Source organism: Streptomyces kaniharaensis, assembly GCF_009569385.1.
In the GTDB taxonomy this organism is placed as follows: Bacteria; Actinomycetota; Actinomycetes; order Streptomycetales; family Streptomycetaceae; genus Kitasatospora; species Kitasatospora kaniharaensis.
In genome coordinates this window covers 5421691-5437500 of record NZ_WBOF01000001.1, presented here as the reverse complement: position 1 = coordinate 5437500, position 15810 = coordinate 5421691, and the positions used below count along the sequence as shown (strand labels likewise).

The 15810-nt window shown below is 71.1% G+C and carries 14 protein-coding genes, 1 pseudogene and 1 riboswitch (1 of these 16 only partly in view); of the genes and pseudogenes, 8 read left to right on the top strand and 7 right to left on the bottom strand.

The annotated features are described in order from the left end of the window. The 3 genes in view from F7Q99_RS24310 to F7Q99_RS24300 are tightly spaced (each overlapping or abutting the next) and all read right to left on the bottom strand, a layout consistent with a single transcriptional unit that may run on beyond the window. Positions 1-594, bottom strand: the 5' portion of a protein-coding gene (locus tag F7Q99_RS24310; protein WP_153464753.1) for a threonine aldolase family protein. 483 nt of this gene lie to the left of the window's left edge; 594 of the gene's 1077 nt are visible here — the first part of the coding sequence; it begins with the start codon at positions 592-594; its stop codon lies off the left edge, out of view. Then, positions 591-1349 (bottom strand): SDR family NAD(P)-dependent oxidoreductase, encoded by a 759-nt coding sequence (locus tag F7Q99_RS24305; RefSeq protein ID WP_326847059.1) that lies wholly within the window; start codon positions 1347-1349, stop codon positions 591-593. Before F7Q99_RS24305 ends, F7Q99_RS24310 begins: the two co-directional genes overlap by 4 nt. Further along, entirely contained in the window at positions 1346-2746 is a 1401-nt protein-coding gene (locus tag F7Q99_RS24300; protein WP_153464751.1) for a DUF6421 family protein, read from the bottom strand. The genes F7Q99_RS24305 and F7Q99_RS24300 overlap by 4 nt, the downstream gene beginning before the upstream one ends. Before the next feature lie 704 nt (positions 2747-3450). On the opposite strand from F7Q99_RS24300, the gene F7Q99_RS24295 reads away from it, so the two are divergent. Both F7Q99_RS24295 and F7Q99_RS24290 read left to right on the top strand, forming a co-directional pair. Beyond that, a complete protein-coding gene (locus F7Q99_RS24295) occupies positions 3451-4071 on the top strand; it encodes a DUF5134 domain-containing protein (protein WP_230210310.1) in 621 nt (206 codons plus the stop codon). A 168-nt stretch (positions 4072-4239) separates the two neighbouring features. Then, positions 4240-5187 (top strand): M56 family metallopeptidase, encoded by a 948-nt coding sequence (locus tag F7Q99_RS24290; protein ID WP_153464749.1) that lies wholly within the window; start codon positions 4240-4242, stop codon positions 5185-5187. A gap of 42 nt (positions 5188-5229) precedes the next feature. Here F7Q99_RS24290 and F7Q99_RS24285 read toward each other — a convergent pair whose 3' ends face one another. Then, on the bottom strand, positions 5230-5661 hold the full coding sequence (locus tag F7Q99_RS24285) for a MarR family winged helix-turn-helix transcriptional regulator (RefSeq protein WP_326847058.1): 432 nt from the start codon (positions 5659-5661) through the stop codon (positions 5230-5232). A gap of 87 nt (positions 5662-5748) precedes the next feature. Here F7Q99_RS24285 and F7Q99_RS24280 point away from each other — a divergent pair, with 87 nt between their 5' ends. Both F7Q99_RS24280 and F7Q99_RS24275 read left to right on the top strand, forming a co-directional pair. After that, positions 5749-7263 carry an MFS transporter gene (locus F7Q99_RS24280; RefSeq protein ID WP_153464747.1) on the top strand — a complete coding sequence of 505 codons (1515 nt, stop codon included), beginning with the start codon at positions 5749-5751 and terminating at the stop codon, positions 7261-7263. A 225-nt stretch (positions 7264-7488) separates the two neighbouring features. Then, a complete protein-coding gene (locus tag F7Q99_RS24275) occupies positions 7489-8094 on the top strand; it encodes a TetR/AcrR family transcriptional regulator (protein ID WP_230210309.1) in 606 nt (201 codons plus the stop codon). 142 nt (positions 8095-8236) lie between these two features. Here F7Q99_RS24275 and F7Q99_RS24270 read toward each other — a convergent pair whose 3' ends face one another. Next, on the bottom strand, positions 8237-9103 hold the full coding sequence (locus F7Q99_RS24270; protein ID WP_153464743.1) for a helix-turn-helix domain-containing protein: 867 nt from the start codon (positions 9101-9103) through the stop codon (positions 8237-8239). A 413-nt stretch (positions 9104-9516) separates the two neighbouring features. Here F7Q99_RS24270 and F7Q99_RS24265 point away from each other — a divergent pair, with 413 nt between their 5' ends. Next, positions 9517-10041: an ATP-binding protein gene (locus F7Q99_RS24265; RefSeq protein WP_230210308.1), complete on the top strand. Its 525-nt coding sequence runs from the start codon at positions 9517-9519 to the stop codon at positions 10039-10041. Between the two features lie 221 nt (positions 10042-10262). On the opposite strand, the gene F7Q99_RS24260 is transcribed toward F7Q99_RS24265, so the two are convergent. Then, the gene (locus tag F7Q99_RS24260) at positions 10263-10544 is read right to left on the bottom strand and encodes a DUF397 domain-containing protein (protein ID WP_153464741.1); all 282 of its coding nucleotides are present in this window, start codon (positions 10542-10544) and stop codon (positions 10263-10265) included. A gap of 559 nt (positions 10545-11103) precedes the next feature. On the opposite strand from F7Q99_RS24260, the pseudogene F7Q99_RS24255 reads away from it, so the two are divergent. The 3 genes and pseudogenes from F7Q99_RS24255 to F7Q99_RS24245 all read left to right on the top strand — a co-directional run. After that, positions 11104-11968 (top strand): annotated as a pseudogene (locus F7Q99_RS24255) (hypothetical protein); the annotation flags it as partial. A gap of 537 nt (positions 11969-12505) precedes the next feature. Next, a riboswitch (cyclic di-AMP (ydaO/yuaA leader) is annotated at positions 12506-12667 on the top strand. Further along, complete coding sequence (locus F7Q99_RS43230; protein WP_153464739.1) at positions 12654-13946, top strand: transglycosylase family protein; 1293 nt, start codon at positions 12654-12656, stop codon at positions 13944-13946. It overlaps the preceding riboswitch by 14 nt. 260 nt (positions 13947-14206) lie before the next feature. Then, on the top strand, positions 14207-14407 hold the full coding sequence (locus F7Q99_RS24245) for a hypothetical protein (RefSeq protein WP_153464737.1): 201 nt from the start codon (positions 14207-14209) through the stop codon (positions 14405-14407). Between the two features lie 83 nt (positions 14408-14490). Here the strand turns inward: F7Q99_RS24245 and F7Q99_RS24240 are convergent, their stop codons facing one another. Continuing rightward, positions 14491-15633: an IS30 family transposase gene (locus F7Q99_RS24240; protein ID WP_407697848.1), complete on the bottom strand. Its 1143-nt coding sequence runs from the start codon at positions 15631-15633 to the stop codon at positions 14491-14493. Between the last annotated feature and the right edge of the window lie 177 nt (positions 15634-15810).

Here is a 15810-nt window from a genome sequence, read left to right as displayed (position 1 = left end):
CAGACCGAGCGAGGCAGCGGCGTTGGCCAGGCGGGAGCCGTCGACGTGGACGAGCATGCCGAGCTGGTGGGCGTGCTCGGTGATCGCGCGGATCTCGTCGGCGGTGTAGAGGGTGCCGAGCTCGGTGCTCTGGGTGATGGAGACCGCGAGCGGCTGCGCGCGGTGCTCGTCGCCGAAGCCCCAGGCCTGCTGGTCGAGCAACTCGGGGGTGAGCTTGCCCTCGGGGGTGGGGACGGTGAGCAGCTTGATGCCGCCCATCTTCTCCGGGGCGCCGCCTTCGTCCACGTTGATGTGGGCGGACTCGGCGCAGACCACGGCGCCCCAGCGCGGGAGCAGCGCCTGGAGGGCGACCACGTTGGCGCCCGTGCCGTTGAAGACGGGGTAGGCCTCGGCCTTGTCCCCGAAGTGGCGGCGGAAGACGTCCTGCAGGTGGGCCGTGTAGTCGTCCTCGCCGTAGGCGATCTGGTGGCCGCCGTTGGCGAGGGCTATCGCGGCGAGGATCTCGGGGTGCACGCCGGCGTAGTTGTCGCTGGCGAAGCCGCGCACGGCGGGGTCGTGCCGCCGCTGGGCGTCCGTGCGCGTGGGGTCGGTCATCGGGCTGTCAGCCACAGGTGCTGTCCGTTCAGTTCTGCTGCGGGGCGGTCCCAGAGGCCCGCCAGGTGTCCGGCGAGGTCGGCCGTGTCGGTGAAGCCGGCGAACTTCGCGTCCGGCTTCTCGGCCCGCATTTCGGGGCTGACCAGCGCCTTGATGACCAGGATCGCAGCTGCCGCGGTGGGCTCGCCGTCGGCCGAGGTGGTCTCCTTCTTGAAGGAGTCGGCCATGGCGAGGGTCCAGGCCTCGGTGGCGGCCTTGGCGGCGGCGTAGGCGGCGCCGCCGGCGGTCGGCTTGTGGGCCGCGGCGGCGGAGATCATCGCGTACCGCCCCGCGGAGCTGCGGACGAGAGCGGGCTGGAAGGCCAGCGAGGTGTGCTGGAGGGTGCGCACGACGGTGTCGTGCAGGAAGTCCCAGTCGTCGAGCCGGGTGTCGAAGAAGGTCTTGCTGCCGCGCCAGCCGCCGACCAGGTGGAACAGGCCGTCGACGTGGCCGTGCTCGGCCTCCAGGTGGTCGGCCCAGTCGTGGACCTCCTGCGGGTCGAGCAGGTCGATGACCTGGCCGCTGACCTTCGCTCCGCGCACCGCGACGCGGGTGGCGTCGAGGGCGGACTCGAGCCGCTGCGCGTCGATGTCGGCACCGATCACCGTGGCGCCGTCGGCGGTGAGGCGGCGCAGCACGGCCTGGCCGGCCGGGCCGCTGGCTCCGGCGACGGCGATGACCTTACCGGTGAGCGGGGCGTTGGGGGTGGTGGTCACGCAGCGGCTCCCTGGAGTCCGGCGCCGGTGATGCCGGCGGTGGCGGCGATGACGCCGCCGAGCTTCTTGGACAGGGCCTCGTAGAACATGCTCAGCGGGAACTCGTCCGGGAGCACGGCGTCGCACAGGGCCTTGTTGAGGGCCTTGCCCTCGGTGATGTCGAGCGGCAGCGCGTCCGAGCCCTTCGCCCAGGTGGAGGCCGGGTGCGGGGTGAGGTAGCGGGAGACCAGCTGGTAGGCGGCGATCCAGTGGGCCGGCTTCGGCCGGTCGATGCCGTCGCGGTACAGCGTCTCGATCTCGGCGCAGAGCGCGTTGGTGACCTGCGGGGCGCGCTCCCAGTCGATGGTGAGGCGGTTGTCGCGCCAGCGCAGCGCGTCGTGCTTGTGCAGGTAGGCGAAGAGCAGCTGGCCGCCGAGGCCGTCGTAGTTGCGCACGCGGTCGCCGCTGACCGGGAAGCGGAACAGGCGGTCGAAGAGGATCGCGTACTGGACGTCGCGGGCGTGCGCGTTGCCTTCGGCCTCCAGCTTCACCGCCTCCTTGAAGGTGGTGAGGTCGCAGCGGAGCTCCTCGAGGCCGTACATCCAGAACGGGCTGCGCTGCTTGATCATGAAGGGGTCGAACGGCAGGTCGCCGTGGCTGTGGGTGCGGTCGTGGACGAGGTCCCACAGCACGAAGGTCTCCTGCGCGCGCTGCTGGTCCTGGAGCAGGCCCTCGGCGTCGGCCGGGATCTCCAGGCCGAGCTGCTGGACGGCGCTGGTGGTGACGGCGCGGAAGCGGGCAGCCTCGCGGTCGCAGAAGATGCCGCCCCAGGTGAAACGTTCCGGCGCCTTGCGCACGGCGACCGTCTCGGGGAAGAGGACGGCGGAGTTGGTGTCGTAGCCGGCCGTGAAGTCGGTGAAGGTGATCGGCACGAACATCGGGTTGTCGAAGCGGTTGCGCTCCAGCTCGGCCAGCCAGTCCGGCCACACGACGCGCAGCAGGACGGCTTCGAGGTTGCGGTCCGGGTTGCCGTTCTGCGTGTACATCGGGAAGACGACGAGGTGCTCGAGGCCGTCGACGCGCTGGTCGGCGGGCTGGAAGGCGAGCAGCGAGTCCAGGAAGTCGGGCTCGCGGTAGCCGGTGTCGGCCCACTTGGCCAGGTCGGCGTCGACGGCGGCCAGGTAGGCGGCGTCGTGCGGGAAGGACGGGGCCAGCTCGGTCACCGCGCCGCGGACGGTGTCGACCAGCGGGTCGACGGTGTGCCGCTGGACGGCGGACAGGTCGATCGAGCCGTCCTTGGACTGCAGCGGGCGCAGGGTCTCGACAGCCTCCTTCAGGCGCAGCCACGCCGGGTGGCCGGCGAGGGTCGAGACCGGGGCGTCGGCCGCCACAGCGAGCCTTGGCGAAAGATTCTGCATCGTTGACTCACTTAGACAGGAGGTATTTCGATGGAGACACCATAGATACGAAAGGTTCTCCTGTTCAAGGGGGCTCCAACCGGTGAACCTCCGGCGCCGGCGGCCCGAGGAGTCACCGCAGCCGGATGTCCGGCATCTGGACGCGTATCTGGATGTCTGGGCAGGTGCAGCGTCGGGATGCCAACCTCCCGCCAGGCTCCCGGCGGTGACGCGGTGACCGAGTGCCACGACGGCCTGTTCCGGGTGCGCTCTCGCTGTCACGCCGGCTGTCGCGCGGCTTCTTCCGCCCTGCTGCTGTTGCCGATCAGCTGATCGGCTGATCCAGCTCGGAGGGCGCCGCAGGCGCGGGCCCGTATGCCGACCATGCCGCGTGCGTTCCGGCGCCGCCACTGGGGAAGTGGCCCGCGGGGCTCGCAACGGCCCCGGCTCGCACCGTCGTCTCTATTGTCCCGCCCGGCCCTCCTGCCTCGCCTTTCCTCCTTGGAGACCAGCCACGACTCTCGGCACACCGTGTTCGGCGATCCGCAGGAGGAGCACAGGCGGGAACGCAATCAGATGGTCACCACTGTGCGCCCCCGTACGCGCCCTGGTCGGTCGCGTGGCTCGCAGTGATCGTGGACGGGACGACAGTCAAAGAGTTGCGGACGGACAGCGAACGGCCGACGGATAACAGATGACAGATTTCGTCATCTGTTATCTGTTCGTTGTTCGCCGTCCAGCTGTTCGCCTCCGTCGCCCGCCGCTACGGGAGGCCGCCGTTGCACGGACCCACCCTGGTCAACTGGCTCCTCGCCTTCCTCACCGCCGCCGCCGGAGCCTACTGCCTGACGCGGCTGCGGCACTCCCCCTGCACCGCGGGCGGCACCACCTCTCCTGCAACGCATCGCCTGCTCGCCCGCGAGGCCGACGCCGCCGAGGCGCTGATGGGGCTCGGCATGGCGGCGATGGCCGTCACCGGGGCCGTCGTCCCGGGCACCGTCTGGGCCTGGCTGTTCGGCGTCCCCGCCGCCGGGTTCCTGCTCGCCGCCGTGCGCGGCCCGGCCCGCAGGGGGCACCGGCTGCACCACGCCGTCGGCGGCCTCGCCATGACGTACACGGCGCTCGCGATGACCGCTACCCCCGGCCATCACCACCACACGGCGAGCACCGGCGCGCCGCTGCTGACGGGTGCACTGCTCCTCTACTTCGGCGCGTACTCGCTCTGGGCCAGCTCCCGGCTCCTGCACACCCCTGGCGGGAGCGTGGCGGTCGGCACCGCGGGCCTGCCGCACGCCTGCCGGCTCATCATGGGCATCGGAATGTTCGCCATGCTTCTGACCATGTGAGCGCGCGACCTCCCATCACTCATCGCGCCGACACTCGGGACCAAAGTCCCGATGGACGGGTGGCGTTGGTCACTGGCCGGCCGAAAGCCGTTCCACCGGGCGCCGCCAGCACATAGGTTGGCAGGGAGCGCGTCGTCGCGTTCCGTGCACACCCGGGGAGCCCATGCGATGACTGCCCTGATCGGCCTGTTGCTGCTCGGACTGCTGCTCTCGACCGTCGCGCCCCGGCTGCTGGCCAGGGCCCGCTGGGTGGAGCGCGAACCCGTGCTGGCACTGCTGGTGTGGCAGTGCCTCGTGGTGGCCGTGCTGCTGTGCTGCGCGCTGAGCCTGCTGCTGGCCGCCTCGGCCGCGCTGCCGGAGCTGCGCGCGCTGGTGTTCGCGGGCGCGCCGCACGGCGTGGAGGCCGCGTACGGGTTGGAGGACGCCGAGGGCTGGGGCCGGCTGTGCGCGGCGGTGCTCACGGCGGGCGCGCTGCAGACGGTGCTGGCGCTCACCCGGGAGGTCCGCTCGGCGAAGGCGCAGCGCGATCAGCGGCATGCCCAACTGTCCAGTCGGGCACCTGAGTTGCCCGAAGCCATCGCCGCCGCCCGGAGCCGCCGGGAGCGGCTGGTGGTGCTGGAGAACGTCCGCCCGGAGGCCTGGTCACTGCCCGGGCCGGACTCCCGTCTGGTGGTCACCACCGGCGCTCTCCAGCAGCTGACCGCCCGGGAGCTGGCGGCCGTACTGAGCCACGAGCGCGGGCACGTACGGGCGCGGCACCACTGGCTCTCGCAGGCCGCTCAGGCACTCGCCTCCGGTTTCCCCGGGGTCCAGGTGTTCAGTGCCTTCCGGGACCAGGTGGGCGAGCTGGTGGAGCTGGCGGCCGACGACCGCGCCGCGCGTCGGCACGGGCGGCACACCACCGCCCTGGCGCTGGCCGAACTCAACCTGGGCCGCGGGGTGTTCGGCTCCTGTCCGCCCGGTCTGGCGCAGTCCCCGAAGCGGGTGGACCGGCTGCTCGCGGGCCGTCCGCGGCTGTCCGTGCCGCACCGGCTGACGTTTACCGTCGCGGCGCTCGCCGCGCCCGCTGCCGTCGTCCTCCTGGCCGCCGCACCCGGGCTCGCCGCGCTCCACTGAGGCCCCTGAAGAGCCGACAGCCACAGAGTGGCTGACGATCCATCAGTCCGACACAGCACGGCCGTCAATGGGCCCGCCGCCTAGGGTCAGATCGAGCACTGCGCGGTGCAGCGGCCGAGCCTGCTGGTAACGTTCGCGCCCCGCATCGGTGAGGACGATCTGGATCCCGCGCCGGTCGTCCACGCACATCTCGCGCTTCACCAGCCCGGCCTTCTCCAGCCGGCCGATCAGCCGCGACAGGGCACTCTGGCTCAAGTGGACGACGTCCGCCAGTTCCTGGACCCGCAGCCGGTGGCCGCTGTCGACCGTGCAGCTCTCGACCAGACGTTCCAGCACCTCGAACTCGCTCATGCCGAGCCCGTGCTTCTCGCCCAGCTCGCGGTCCAGCAGGCACGAGGTGGCCGCATGGCGCGCCAGCAGGTCACGCCACTGCGCCACCAGACCGGCCTCCGCCGGGGAGTCGAGTTCAGCCACGCCGCCACACTACCACCGATCGGCCAATCAATGCGTTTACATCTTATTCGCTTGCATTGAATGCACGCGCATGTAGTCTCCTTGTCCATGACCACCGCGACCGTCAGGACATCTGAAACACCGTCAACCGCCGGGCAGGCCTGGACTCCTCGCCTCTGGGGCGCGCTGATCGTGCTCTGCGCCGCCATCTTCCTGGACGCCCTCGACATCTCCATGGTGGGAGTCGCCCTCCCCTCCATCGGCTCCGACCTGCACCTCTCCACCTCCGCCCTGCAGTGGGTGGTCTCCGGCTACGTGCTCGGCTACGGCGGCCTGCTCCTCCTCGGCGGACGGGCGGCCGACCTGCTCGGCCGCCGCCGGGTGTTCCTGGTCGCCCTGGGCGTCTTCGGCGCCGCCTCGCTGCTCGGCGGTCTGGTCGACGACGGCGGCCTGCTGATCGCCGCCCGCTTCCTCAAGGGCGTCAGCGCCGCCTTCACCGCCCCCGCCGGCCTGTCGATCATCACCACGACCTTCGCCGAAGGCCCCGCCCGCAACCGGGCGCTGTCGATCTACACCACCTGCGGCGCCAGTGGCTTCTCGCTCGGCCTGGTGCTCAGCGGCCTGCTCACCTCGGTCGGCTGGCGCTGGACCTTCCTGATGCCCGTCCCGGTCGCGCTGATCGCCCTGCTCTTCGCGATCCGGCTGCTCCCCCGGCCCGTCGAGGAGCGGGTCAAGGGCGGCTACGACGTGCTCGGCGCGATCACCGGCACCGCCACCGTCCTGCTGCTGGTGTTCACCGTCACCGAGGCACAGGGCGCCGGCTGGCTGAGCCTGCGCACGCTCGGCTCGCTCGTCGTGGTCATCGCCCTGGCCGCCGCCTTCCTCGCGATCGAGAGCCGCACCGCCCACCCGCTGGTCCGGCTCGGCATCTTCCGCAACGGCGCGGTGAGCCGCGCCAACCTGATCGCCTTCACCATGACCGGCGCGTACGGCGGCTTCCAGTTCATCGCGACGCTCTACCTCCAGCACCTGCTCGGCTGGTCGGCCCTGGAGATGGCCCTCGGACTGCTGCCGGCCGGCGCGTTCGTCGCCCTGTCCGCGCCGTTCATCGGCCCCATCGTGGACCGCTTCGGCACCGGCAGGCTGCTGCCCGTCGGCGTGCTGTCGCTGACCGCCGCGTTCGCGCTGTTCCTGCGGCTCGACGAGCACAGCTCGTACCCGGTCCTGGTGCTGCCATCGATGCTGCTGCTCGGCGTCGGCTTCGCGCTCGCCTTCCCGTCGGTGAACATCGCCGCCACCGACGGTGTGGCCGACGAGGAGCAGGGCCTGGCCTCCGGCCTGGTGAACACCGCGATCCAGGTCGGCACCGCGGTGGTGCTGGCGGGGGCGACGGCGATGATCACCGCAGGGAGCGCCGGGGGCGACAGCCCGCAGGCGCAGCTGGACGGCTACCGGCCGGCGCTGGTGTTCGTCACGGCGGTCGCGCTGCTGGGCTTCCTGATCGCCCTCGTGGGCGCCCTGCTGGACCGGCGAAGGAAGTCAATCACCGTTCCAGTAGCGGATTATGATTATCCGTCAGCCGGTCTCGACACCACCAGGGCGGAAGTTTTGACCAAGCGCTGACCGTTGACCCCGAGCCCTCGACCGACCCCTCGTCATCGGGCATTGGCGCCGGCTCCACCAAACCCCCGTGTTGGTGGAGCCGGCCGTCTTCGTACCGGCCGCCGTGCGGCGCCGCCGACCCGGTTCTGCGGATCGGCCACCGGCTCCGCCAGTATATTGGCCGGGAGCCAACGAACGTTCGGAGCAGACACGATGGCACCTCGCGGGGATTCGGTCAATGAGGAAATGCGCCAACGCTCGCGCCGGCGCATCATGCGGGCCACCGTCGAGCTGGTCGACCAGCACGGATACGCGGGCACCACGCTGACCGACATCGCCGAGCGAGCCGGCCTCGCCCGCGGGCTGCTGTCCTACTACTTCGACGGAAAACGGCTGCTCATGCAGTCCGCGACGCACCGGATGATGCACCAGTCGCTCAGCCGCGCGCTGGCCGAACTCGCCCCGGACGCCTCGCCGGAGGCCCGGCTGGCCCGCGCCATCGACGCCGTGCTCGGGCTCGCCCTCGACCACCCCCGGGTGATGCGCTCCCACCTCGCACTGATCCTCGACCCGGACACCGGCGCCTTCGTCCAGGATCCGGAGCAGCAGCAGCTCGGCGCGATCCTCCAGGGACTGCTGCGCGACTGGGGCGCGCCGGACCCGGTCGCGGAGCACGCGGTGCTGCGCAGCGCGCTCATGGGCGGCTGCATAGGCGTGCTGCTGCCGGGTGCCGAGCTGCCGCTGGCGCCGATCCGCGCCGACCTGTTCCGGCGCTACGAGTTGGCGTGGGAGCTGGGCTGCCCGCCGCAGCCGCTGCCGCCGGAACGCGAACGGCCGCCGGCCCGCGGCTGACAACGTGTGGGCGATGGCGGCAACCGAGGCCGTCCGACGGAGCGTTCAGGATCCACCGGGCAAGGGCTCAGCGTTCTCTCGGAGTTCAACCTCGCTTGTGAAGGTCGACGCCCGTTGAGAACTTCTACGCCCCTCGAGGAGTTCAGCGTTCCTTCAGGATCGAGGCGAGCAGGTCTATCGTGCGCTCGGGCGTGAGACTGTCCACGCAGAGCCGCTCCATGACCTGGATGTAGGCGTCGACGTCGTCCCGCTTGTCGAGGTAGAGCGCGCTGGTGAGCTGCTCCAGGTAGACCACGTCGGCGAGGTCCTGCTCGGGGAAGCGCAGAATGGTGAACGCGCCGGACTCGCCCGCGTGCGCACCGAAGCGGAACGGCATGACCTGGATGACGACGTTGGCCTGCTCGGCGACGTCGATCAGGTACTGCACCTGGCCGCGCATCACCTCGGGCCCGCCGACCGGGCGGCGCAGCGCGGCCTCGTCGATGACGGCCCACAGGCGGGGGCTGGTGCCCTCGGTCAGCAGCTTCTGGCGGCGCAGGCGGAGGCTGACCCTCCGCTCGACCTCCTCCTCGCTGATGACCGGCCGACTCTGGCCGAAAACGGCCCGCGCGTACTCCTCGGACTGCAGGAGTCCGGGGATGAACTGCACTTCGTACGTACGGATCAGCTGCGCGGCCTCCTCCAGGCCGACGTAGGTCTGGAACCAGCCCGGCAGCACGTCGTTGAAGCTGTGCCACCAGCCGGACTTGTTGGCCTCGCGGACCAGGCCGAGCAGGGCCTCCCGCTCCAGGCCGTCGTCGACGCCGTAGAGGCTGAGCAGATCGGCGACGTCGCGCTCCTTGAAGCTGACCCGGCCGAGCTCCATGCGGCTGATCTTGGACTCGGAGGCGCGGATCGCGTAGCCGGCGTCCTCGCGGGTGATGCCGCGCGCTTCACGCAGGCGGCGCAACTGTGAGCCGAGGAGGATCCGGCGGACCATCGAGCCGCCGCCCGGCTGAACTGTGGTCATGCGGTCGAAACCTCCACCTAGGGCAAACAGCGCACAGTCTGCCATCAGTTGAGCGCTCACGGTGCCGATACTGACGGATGTTCCTATCAGTTCTGCACTCCACACACCAGGATGCACGTGCATCCGGCGCTTGCATATGCCAATAGTGCGACTGCACGTGAATCGACTCTTGCATCTGCAGTGAGCGCAGAGGACCATGGTGCACGTGCACCTGCACACCCCTGGCAATCCCGCGGGCTCCGCGTCGACCCCACGCGCGACTCCGTGCACCAGCCCGGCAGCGCCCCCCGCGCCACCGGGCGTTTGTGCGCGCGCGCCTGGTCGCGGGGGCCGTGCGGCCGAGCGAGTCGGAGGTGACCGGCATGACCCCGGCGGGTCCAGCCGTGTCCGCCCCCTTATGGGAGGAGCTCTTCATGAGCACCGGTACGGCTTTGGCGGTTGACCCCCTTGTGGTCACCTGTACGCTCGCTCCTCGCTTCGAAGCCGTCAGAACAGCGCGCGACTTCGCCAGAACCGCTCTTCAGCGCTGGGGCCTGATGGAGTTGTTCGACGATGTCGCGCTGGTGGCGTCGGAGCTGGTGACCAACGCCCTGCGGCATGCGATCGGCGCACGGCCCGACCCGTCGGGCGGCGCCCTGGGCGAGTACGACTTTCCCACACACGCGAGCGCGGACGGCCGGCTACCGATCCGAATAAGCCTCGTGCACCGTGCGCCCCAGATCGTCTGCGCGGTCAGCGACCCGAGCAGCATCGGCCCGGTCGCCCGGGAGGCCGACTTCGTGGCCGAATCGGGCCGCGGGCTGCACCTGGTGGACTCGTTCAGCCGCTCCTGGGGCTGGCACCCGCTGGGCGGCGGCAAGGTGGTCTGGGCACTGTTCGAGGCCGAACCGGAGGCGGCGATCCCCGAACTCGGCGGCCGGCACCGGCGTTCCGCCTAGCACCGGGCGAGCGCATCCGCGCGGAGGGAGACCCCGGGAGGCCCCCTGGGCCCGGCGGCCCGGCACTCCTCTGCGACCCTGGCACTCCCCGGTGGGCATTCCTCAGCCCCGGCTCACCCCCGAAAGGCCGGCCCCGAGGACCGGGCCCGAAAGCCCGAAAGACAAAGGCCGTCGCGGTGTCGGCACCCACGACGGCCCCCCGATGGCGGAGCGAAGGCCGGTCAGACGGCCAGGTGGTCGAACTCCCCGTCCTTGACCCCCAGCAGCATGGCGGCGATCTCGGCCCGGGTGTAGATGAGCGCCGGACCGTCCGGGAAGCGCGAGTTGCGCATCGCCACGTCGCCCCCCGGCAGGGCGGCGAACTCGACGCAGTTCCCCTGGGAGTTGCTGTGCAGGCTCTTCTGCCAGACCACTCCCGTCAGATCGGCTGCGGCCATCCCGTTGTACGCGCCGTGCTCGCCATACGAACCGTACGAGCCGTGCGTGTCCTGCGAGTCGTGCATAGAAGTCTCCCGAAGAGCCCCGGAGTTGCGGTCCAGCGCGGCGCCCCCGGCAGCCGCCGAACAAACGGGCCGGCCCCGTACCAGCCCGGCACAACGCCTCACTTGACGCGATGATAGCTGCTGTGCACGTGCATCAGCACGAGACATTGCAGGTGCACGAGGCCTTTCAATACCCGGCCCGAACTCTTCACGGACCCTTCCCCGACGACACGTAAAGGGACATAGCAGACTGAATCGGCAGGCTCCCGATGACCCGCCGTGAGCGGCTCCCCGCTGAATGTTGATCTTCGAGAGCCGGGAGTCGCACTCTCGTGACGCTCCGTCAGTTCAGCCTCGGACTGTGAGACATCTCACGCGCCGCCGGTGCAACGCAACCCCTCGCCGGGTACGTCTTCAGGAGATACCGGTGGGCGCGCGGGGGTTGGGGCAGGTATGCCCGGAATGCAGTGAATCATCCCGTGCGTACGGCCCCCTCGCCCGGCGCGCACACCACGCTCGCGCGAAACCGGCACGGCAGCCGACTGCAGCCCTGACGGGCCGATGTCCTACGATCTCCGCCATGAGCACCGCAGCCATTCCGGGCGCGCCATTGCCCGTCCGCACTCCAGGCTCCCGTGCGCGGGGGCGCCATCGCCGCCCCGAGCGCCCTGAGATCCCGGCCGGTTCCCCGGCCCTGGTGCTCGCCGTACCCGCGACCGCGGGGCCCGAGTCCCGCTCGGTCGTCGAGGAGCTGCTGTCGATCGTCCGCAGTGAGCAGAACGGCGTGCAGACCGCGGCGGGTTACCTCCCCGGCGACGCGGACGAGGACGAGGGCGGCCACGAGCACACCGTCGCCGAGCTGCTGGCCGAGGCCGCCGAGGCCGGCCTGCCCGCGCCGATCCTGGTACCGCTGGTACCCGGCCCGCACGGCTTCCTGACCGAGCTTCACGCGCTCGCCGCCGAGGCCGGCGCCCAGGTCACCGATGCGCTGGGCCCGCACCCGCCTGCTCGCCGAGGCCGTCCACGTGCGCCTGTCCGAGGCCGGGCTGGCCCGCGCCGACCGTGCCCGGCTGTTCGCCATCGCGACCGCCGCGGACGGCGTCGTGCTGACCACCGTCGGCGGCGAGGACGCCGCCGCCGCGGCCGGGATCACCGGCGTGCTGCTGGCCGCCCGGCTGGCCGTCCCGGTCGTCGCCGCCGCGCTCGACGTGCCCGGCTCGGTGGCCGCGGCCGTCGCGCACCTCAAGGAGACCGGCTCGGAGCGTCCCGCGCTGGCCCCGCTGGTGATCGGCCCAGAGGCGGACGCCGAGCTGCTCGCCGCGGCCGCCGAGGAGACCGGCTGCCCGTCCGCCGCGCCGCTGGGCGCATACCCGACGGTGGGCCAGCTGATCGCGTCCACGTACCTCGCCGCGCTGCCGGCCCCGTCGCCCGAGGCGCTGGCCGCGCTGGCGGAGGCCGAGGCGGCGGCTGCCGCCGAGGCCGAGGCGGCCGCTGAGGCCGAGGCGGCCGCTGAGGCCGCTCAGGGCGCCGAGGAGACTGCCGGCGAGTAGCAGGCCCACGCACAGCCCGAAAGGGCCCGGAACGGTGGCGTTCCGGGCCCTTTCGGCTTGCGGCGTACGGGAGTTAAGAGCTTAATGCGCTAGATGTCCGTTCTGTCGATGTTTGCCCATGGATGTTCTTCGACAACGGGAGCGGGCGAATCGCCGCCGCGACGCCTCCCGGGCGCGCACGCCGGAGCGCGACTCGACGCGCCGTCACCCATCTCCTGAAGCACAGACAGTTGTGCGCATCCACAGGCAGATTCCCGAAAGACGATCATTTCCGATCATGATGAGCGGCAGTTTTGGCACTTCCCACCAATCGGTGATGCGCGTCACAGCTATTTGCAGTTTGAACTTAAGTCTGCTTAACGTGCTCCCCGTTCGTGACCACACGGACCCAGTTCATCCGCAACGCCGAGTCCTGCCGTCGGGTGCACTGGCAGCGCGAAAACGCACCACGGCAGGAGCGGGGGACCCACAGGTAAGTCGCCCCGGACCATTCCTCGGAACGGTCCAGGGCTAGGGGTGAAGCCGCGCCCACGCGCGGCCGGGCAACTCCGGCCCGAATCCGACAGCTCACCTCGCAGGCGTGGGAGAGGACCGCGTCTTCATGCTGCCCACCAACGGCACTCGCCTGTCCAACCGCGCCCGCCGCGCGATCGCCGCCCTCGGCGTCGCAGGCATCGGTCTCACGATCCCCTGCCTCACCTCCGGCACCGCCTCCGCCGCCACCGTCGCCACCTGGGACAAGGTCGCCCAGTGCGAGAGCAGCGGCAACTGGAGCATCAACACCGGCAACGGCTTCTACGGCGGCCTGCAGTTCACCAACAGCACCTGGGCCGCGTTCGGTGGCACCTCGTTCGCCCCGCGCGCCGACCTGGCCACCAAGGACCAGCAGATCGCGATCGCCGAGAAGGTGCTCGCCGTGCAGGGCCCCGGCGCCTGGCCGGTGTGCTCCATCCAGGCCGGCCTGACCAAGGGCGGCGCCCCGGCCGCCGTCAACACCTCCGCCGCCGCCGCCAAGCCGGCCGCGCAGACCCCCGCCCCGGCCGCCAAGCCGGCCGCCGCCCCGGCCAAGGCCCAGACCCCGGCTCAGGCCCCCGCCCAGGCCCAGGCGTCCGCCGACGCGGCCAAGGGCACCGGGTCGCAGAGCTGGCAGGGCAAGAGCCAGAGCGCCCAGGCCCAGGACTACACCGTCGTCGCCGGCGACTGGCTGTCCGCGATCGCCGACAAGCACCACGTCCAGGGCGGCTGGCAGAAGCTCTACGACCTCAACCGCAGCACCATGACCGAGGGCGCGGACCGCATCTACCCGGGCCAGCGTCTGCACCTCGCCGACTCCGCCCAGAGCTCCACGGACGGCCACGCCGGCCAGAGCTTCAACTGGTTCAACCGCTCCTCGCAGTCCGGCCAGACCGCCACTGCCACCGCCGCCAAGCCGGCCGCGCAGGTCCAGACCATCGCCGCGAAGTCCGCCGCCCCCACCCAGGCGCAGGTGCAGGCCGCGGCTCCGGCCGCCGCCGGCAGCATGGCCGCCGCGGTCGCCTTCGCCGAGTCGAAGGTCGGCCAGGCCTACGTCTACGGCGGCACCGGCAACGGTGGTTGGGACTGCTCCGGCCTGACCCAGGCCGCGCTGCGCGCCGCGGGCGTCAACATCCCGCGCGTCGCCGCCGACCAGGCCGCCGCCAGCACCCACGTCTCGCTGGACAGCCTGCAGCCGGGTGACCTGCTGTTCTGGTCCAACAACGGCAAGGACTCCGGCGTCTACCACGTCGCGATCTACGTCGGCGGCGGCAAGTACGTCGAGGCCGCCAACCCGAGCGCGGGCGTGCGGATGCAGACCATCGCCAACTTCGCGCCGGACTTCGCCGGCCGCGTCTGAGGACAGTCGGCGGGAGCCGTGGTCACGGGCGAGGTGACCGGCGACGGTGACGGGTCACCGGTCGCCAGGGACGGCTAACAGATGACAGCGAACAGCTGACAGATAACAGATGTTGAAATCTGTTATCTGTCAGCTGTCGTCTGCTAGCGGTCGCCCCGGGGAGAGGGCTGGTCGCTCCTCCCCGGGGCTTCGGCCTATCCGCGTGGTCAAACCTCCGCCCGACGGGCATGCTGCTGCTCTGCACCCGAGGAGGAGTCACCATGGCCCTGGTCACCGTCACGCTCGACGCGAACCTCGCGATCGACGCGATGATGCTCTCCGGTACCAAGAACCCGCAGGACGCCGTCGAACTGGTCCTGCGCGACTACCTGGCCCGCGGCCGCCGTACCGAGGCCCGTACCGGCGACGCCGCCGACAGCCAGCGGCTCACCGCCGACCGCCCGCCGGTCCAGGAGGGCTGAGCCGGCAACCCGACCGGACACGGCGAAGGGCCTGGAGAGCAACCGGCGGTTTCTAGTGGTCGTTGCAACACGTGGTCGGTTGTCTAGGCCGCGAGGAGTTTAGCCAGACGCTCGGCTGGGGTTTCCCAGCCGAGCGTTTTGCGTGGGCGGCGGTTGAGCTGGTCGGCGACGGCGGCCAGGTGCTCGGGCGTGTGGACCGACAGGTCGGTGCCCTTGGGGAAGTACTGCCGCAGCAGGCCGTTCGTGTTCTCGTTGGAGCCGCGCTGCCAGGGACTGGCCGGGTCGCAGAAGTAGACCGGGATGTCGGTGGCCAGGCTGAACTCCGCGTGCCTGGCCATCTCGCTGCCCTGGTCCCAGGTCAGGGACCGCTTCAGCTGGACCGGGAGTGTCCGGGCGGTGGCCACTAGGGCGTCGCGGACGGTCTCGGCGGTGTGGTCGCCGGGCAGGTGCAGCAGCATCACGTAGCGGGTCGAACGCTCGACCAGGGTGCCGATCGCGGACTTGTGCTCCTTGCCGAGGATCAGATCGCCCTCCCAGTGGCCGGGGACGGCCCAGTCCTCGGCCTCGGCGGGGCGCTCGCTGATCATGACCATCGGGTCGGTGAAGCGGGAACGCCGGCAGTTGGCCTGCCGCTGGGGCCTGCGGCGGGCCCGGCCTGAGCGCAGGGCACCGGCGAGCTCGCGCCGCAGCTCGCCGCGGCCCTGGACGTAGAGCGCCTGGTAGACGGTCTCGTGGACCACGTGCATCTCCGGCCGGTCGGGGAACTGTCGACGTAGAGCGTGGCAGATCTGCTCCGGGCTCCACTGCTCGTCCAGCATCGCCTGGACGGCGGCGTGCAGCTCGGGGTTCTCGGTGATCTTGCGGGCCTTGGGGCGGGGTCGGCGAGCGTCCGCCCTGGCCTGGGCGGCGTGCGGACGGTAGTGCCACTGCCCGCGAGTGCCCTCGGTGCGGTTGCGGCGGATCTCCCGGCTGATGGTGGACGGACTGCGGCCCAGCTCCGCGGCGATGGCCCGCACGGTGGCCTTCTCCCGCAGCCGGTCGGCGATGTGGATCCGCTCGTCCTCGCTCAGATACCGGGAGACACCGGAAGGCGGCACCACCATGCGAATCGGTGGTGCCGCCTTCTGCCGCTGCTCGGCTCCGCGGCCGTGACGCCACTTCTGGCCGGTCCGGCGGGCGATGCCGACGATCCGGCACGCCTCGGTGTTCGTGTAGCCCTGCTGCATGAGCCGGGAGTATGCCTCCCGTTCCCGGCGCAGCTTCACAGGCCCCTGGGCCGTCCGGTCCTTGCGGATCTCGAAGTCCAATGCATCCCCTGAACTGGGGTGTTGCAACGACTCCTAGAACCCAAGACCGCTCCCCAGGCCCTTCGAACAGCCCGCGTCAACCCGCGGCACCGACGA

What these genes read in the sequence shown, in the direction of transcription:
- F7Q99_RS24300 (WP_153464751.1), bottom strand. Translation starts at nt 2,746, where the DNA reads ATGCAGAATCTTTCGCCAAGGCTCGCTGTGGCGGCCGACGCCCCGGTC.
- F7Q99_RS24290 (WP_153464749.1), top strand. Translation starts at nt 4,240, where the DNA reads ATGACTGCCCTGATCGGCCTGTTGCTGCTCGGACTGCTGCTCTCGACC.
- F7Q99_RS24280 (WP_153464747.1), top strand. Translation starts at nt 5,749, where the DNA reads ATGACCACCGCGACCGTCAGGACATCTGAAACACCGTCAACCGCCGGG.
- F7Q99_RS24275 (WP_230210309.1), top strand. Translation starts at nt 7,489, where the DNA reads ATGCGCCAACGCTCGCGCCGGCGCATCATGCGGGCCACCGTCGAGCTG.
- F7Q99_RS24270 (WP_153464743.1), bottom strand. Translation starts at nt 9,103, where the DNA reads ATGACCACAGTTCAGCCGGGCGGCGGCTCGATGGTCCGCCGGATCCTC.
- F7Q99_RS24265 (WP_230210308.1), top strand. Translation starts at nt 9,517, where the DNA reads ATGAGCACCGGTACGGCTTTGGCGGTTGACCCCCTTGTGGTCACCTGT.
- F7Q99_RS24260 (WP_153464741.1), bottom strand. Translation starts at nt 10,544, where the DNA reads ATGCACGACTCGCAGGACACGCACGGCTCGTACGGTTCGTATGGCGAG.
- F7Q99_RS24245 (WP_153464737.1), top strand. Translation starts at nt 14,207, where the DNA reads ATGGCCCTGGTCACCGTCACGCTCGACGCGAACCTCGCGATCGACGCG.
- F7Q99_RS24240 (WP_407697848.1), bottom strand. Translation starts at nt 15,633, where the DNA reads ATGCAGCAGGGCTACACGAACACCGAGGCGTGCCGGATCGTCGGCATC.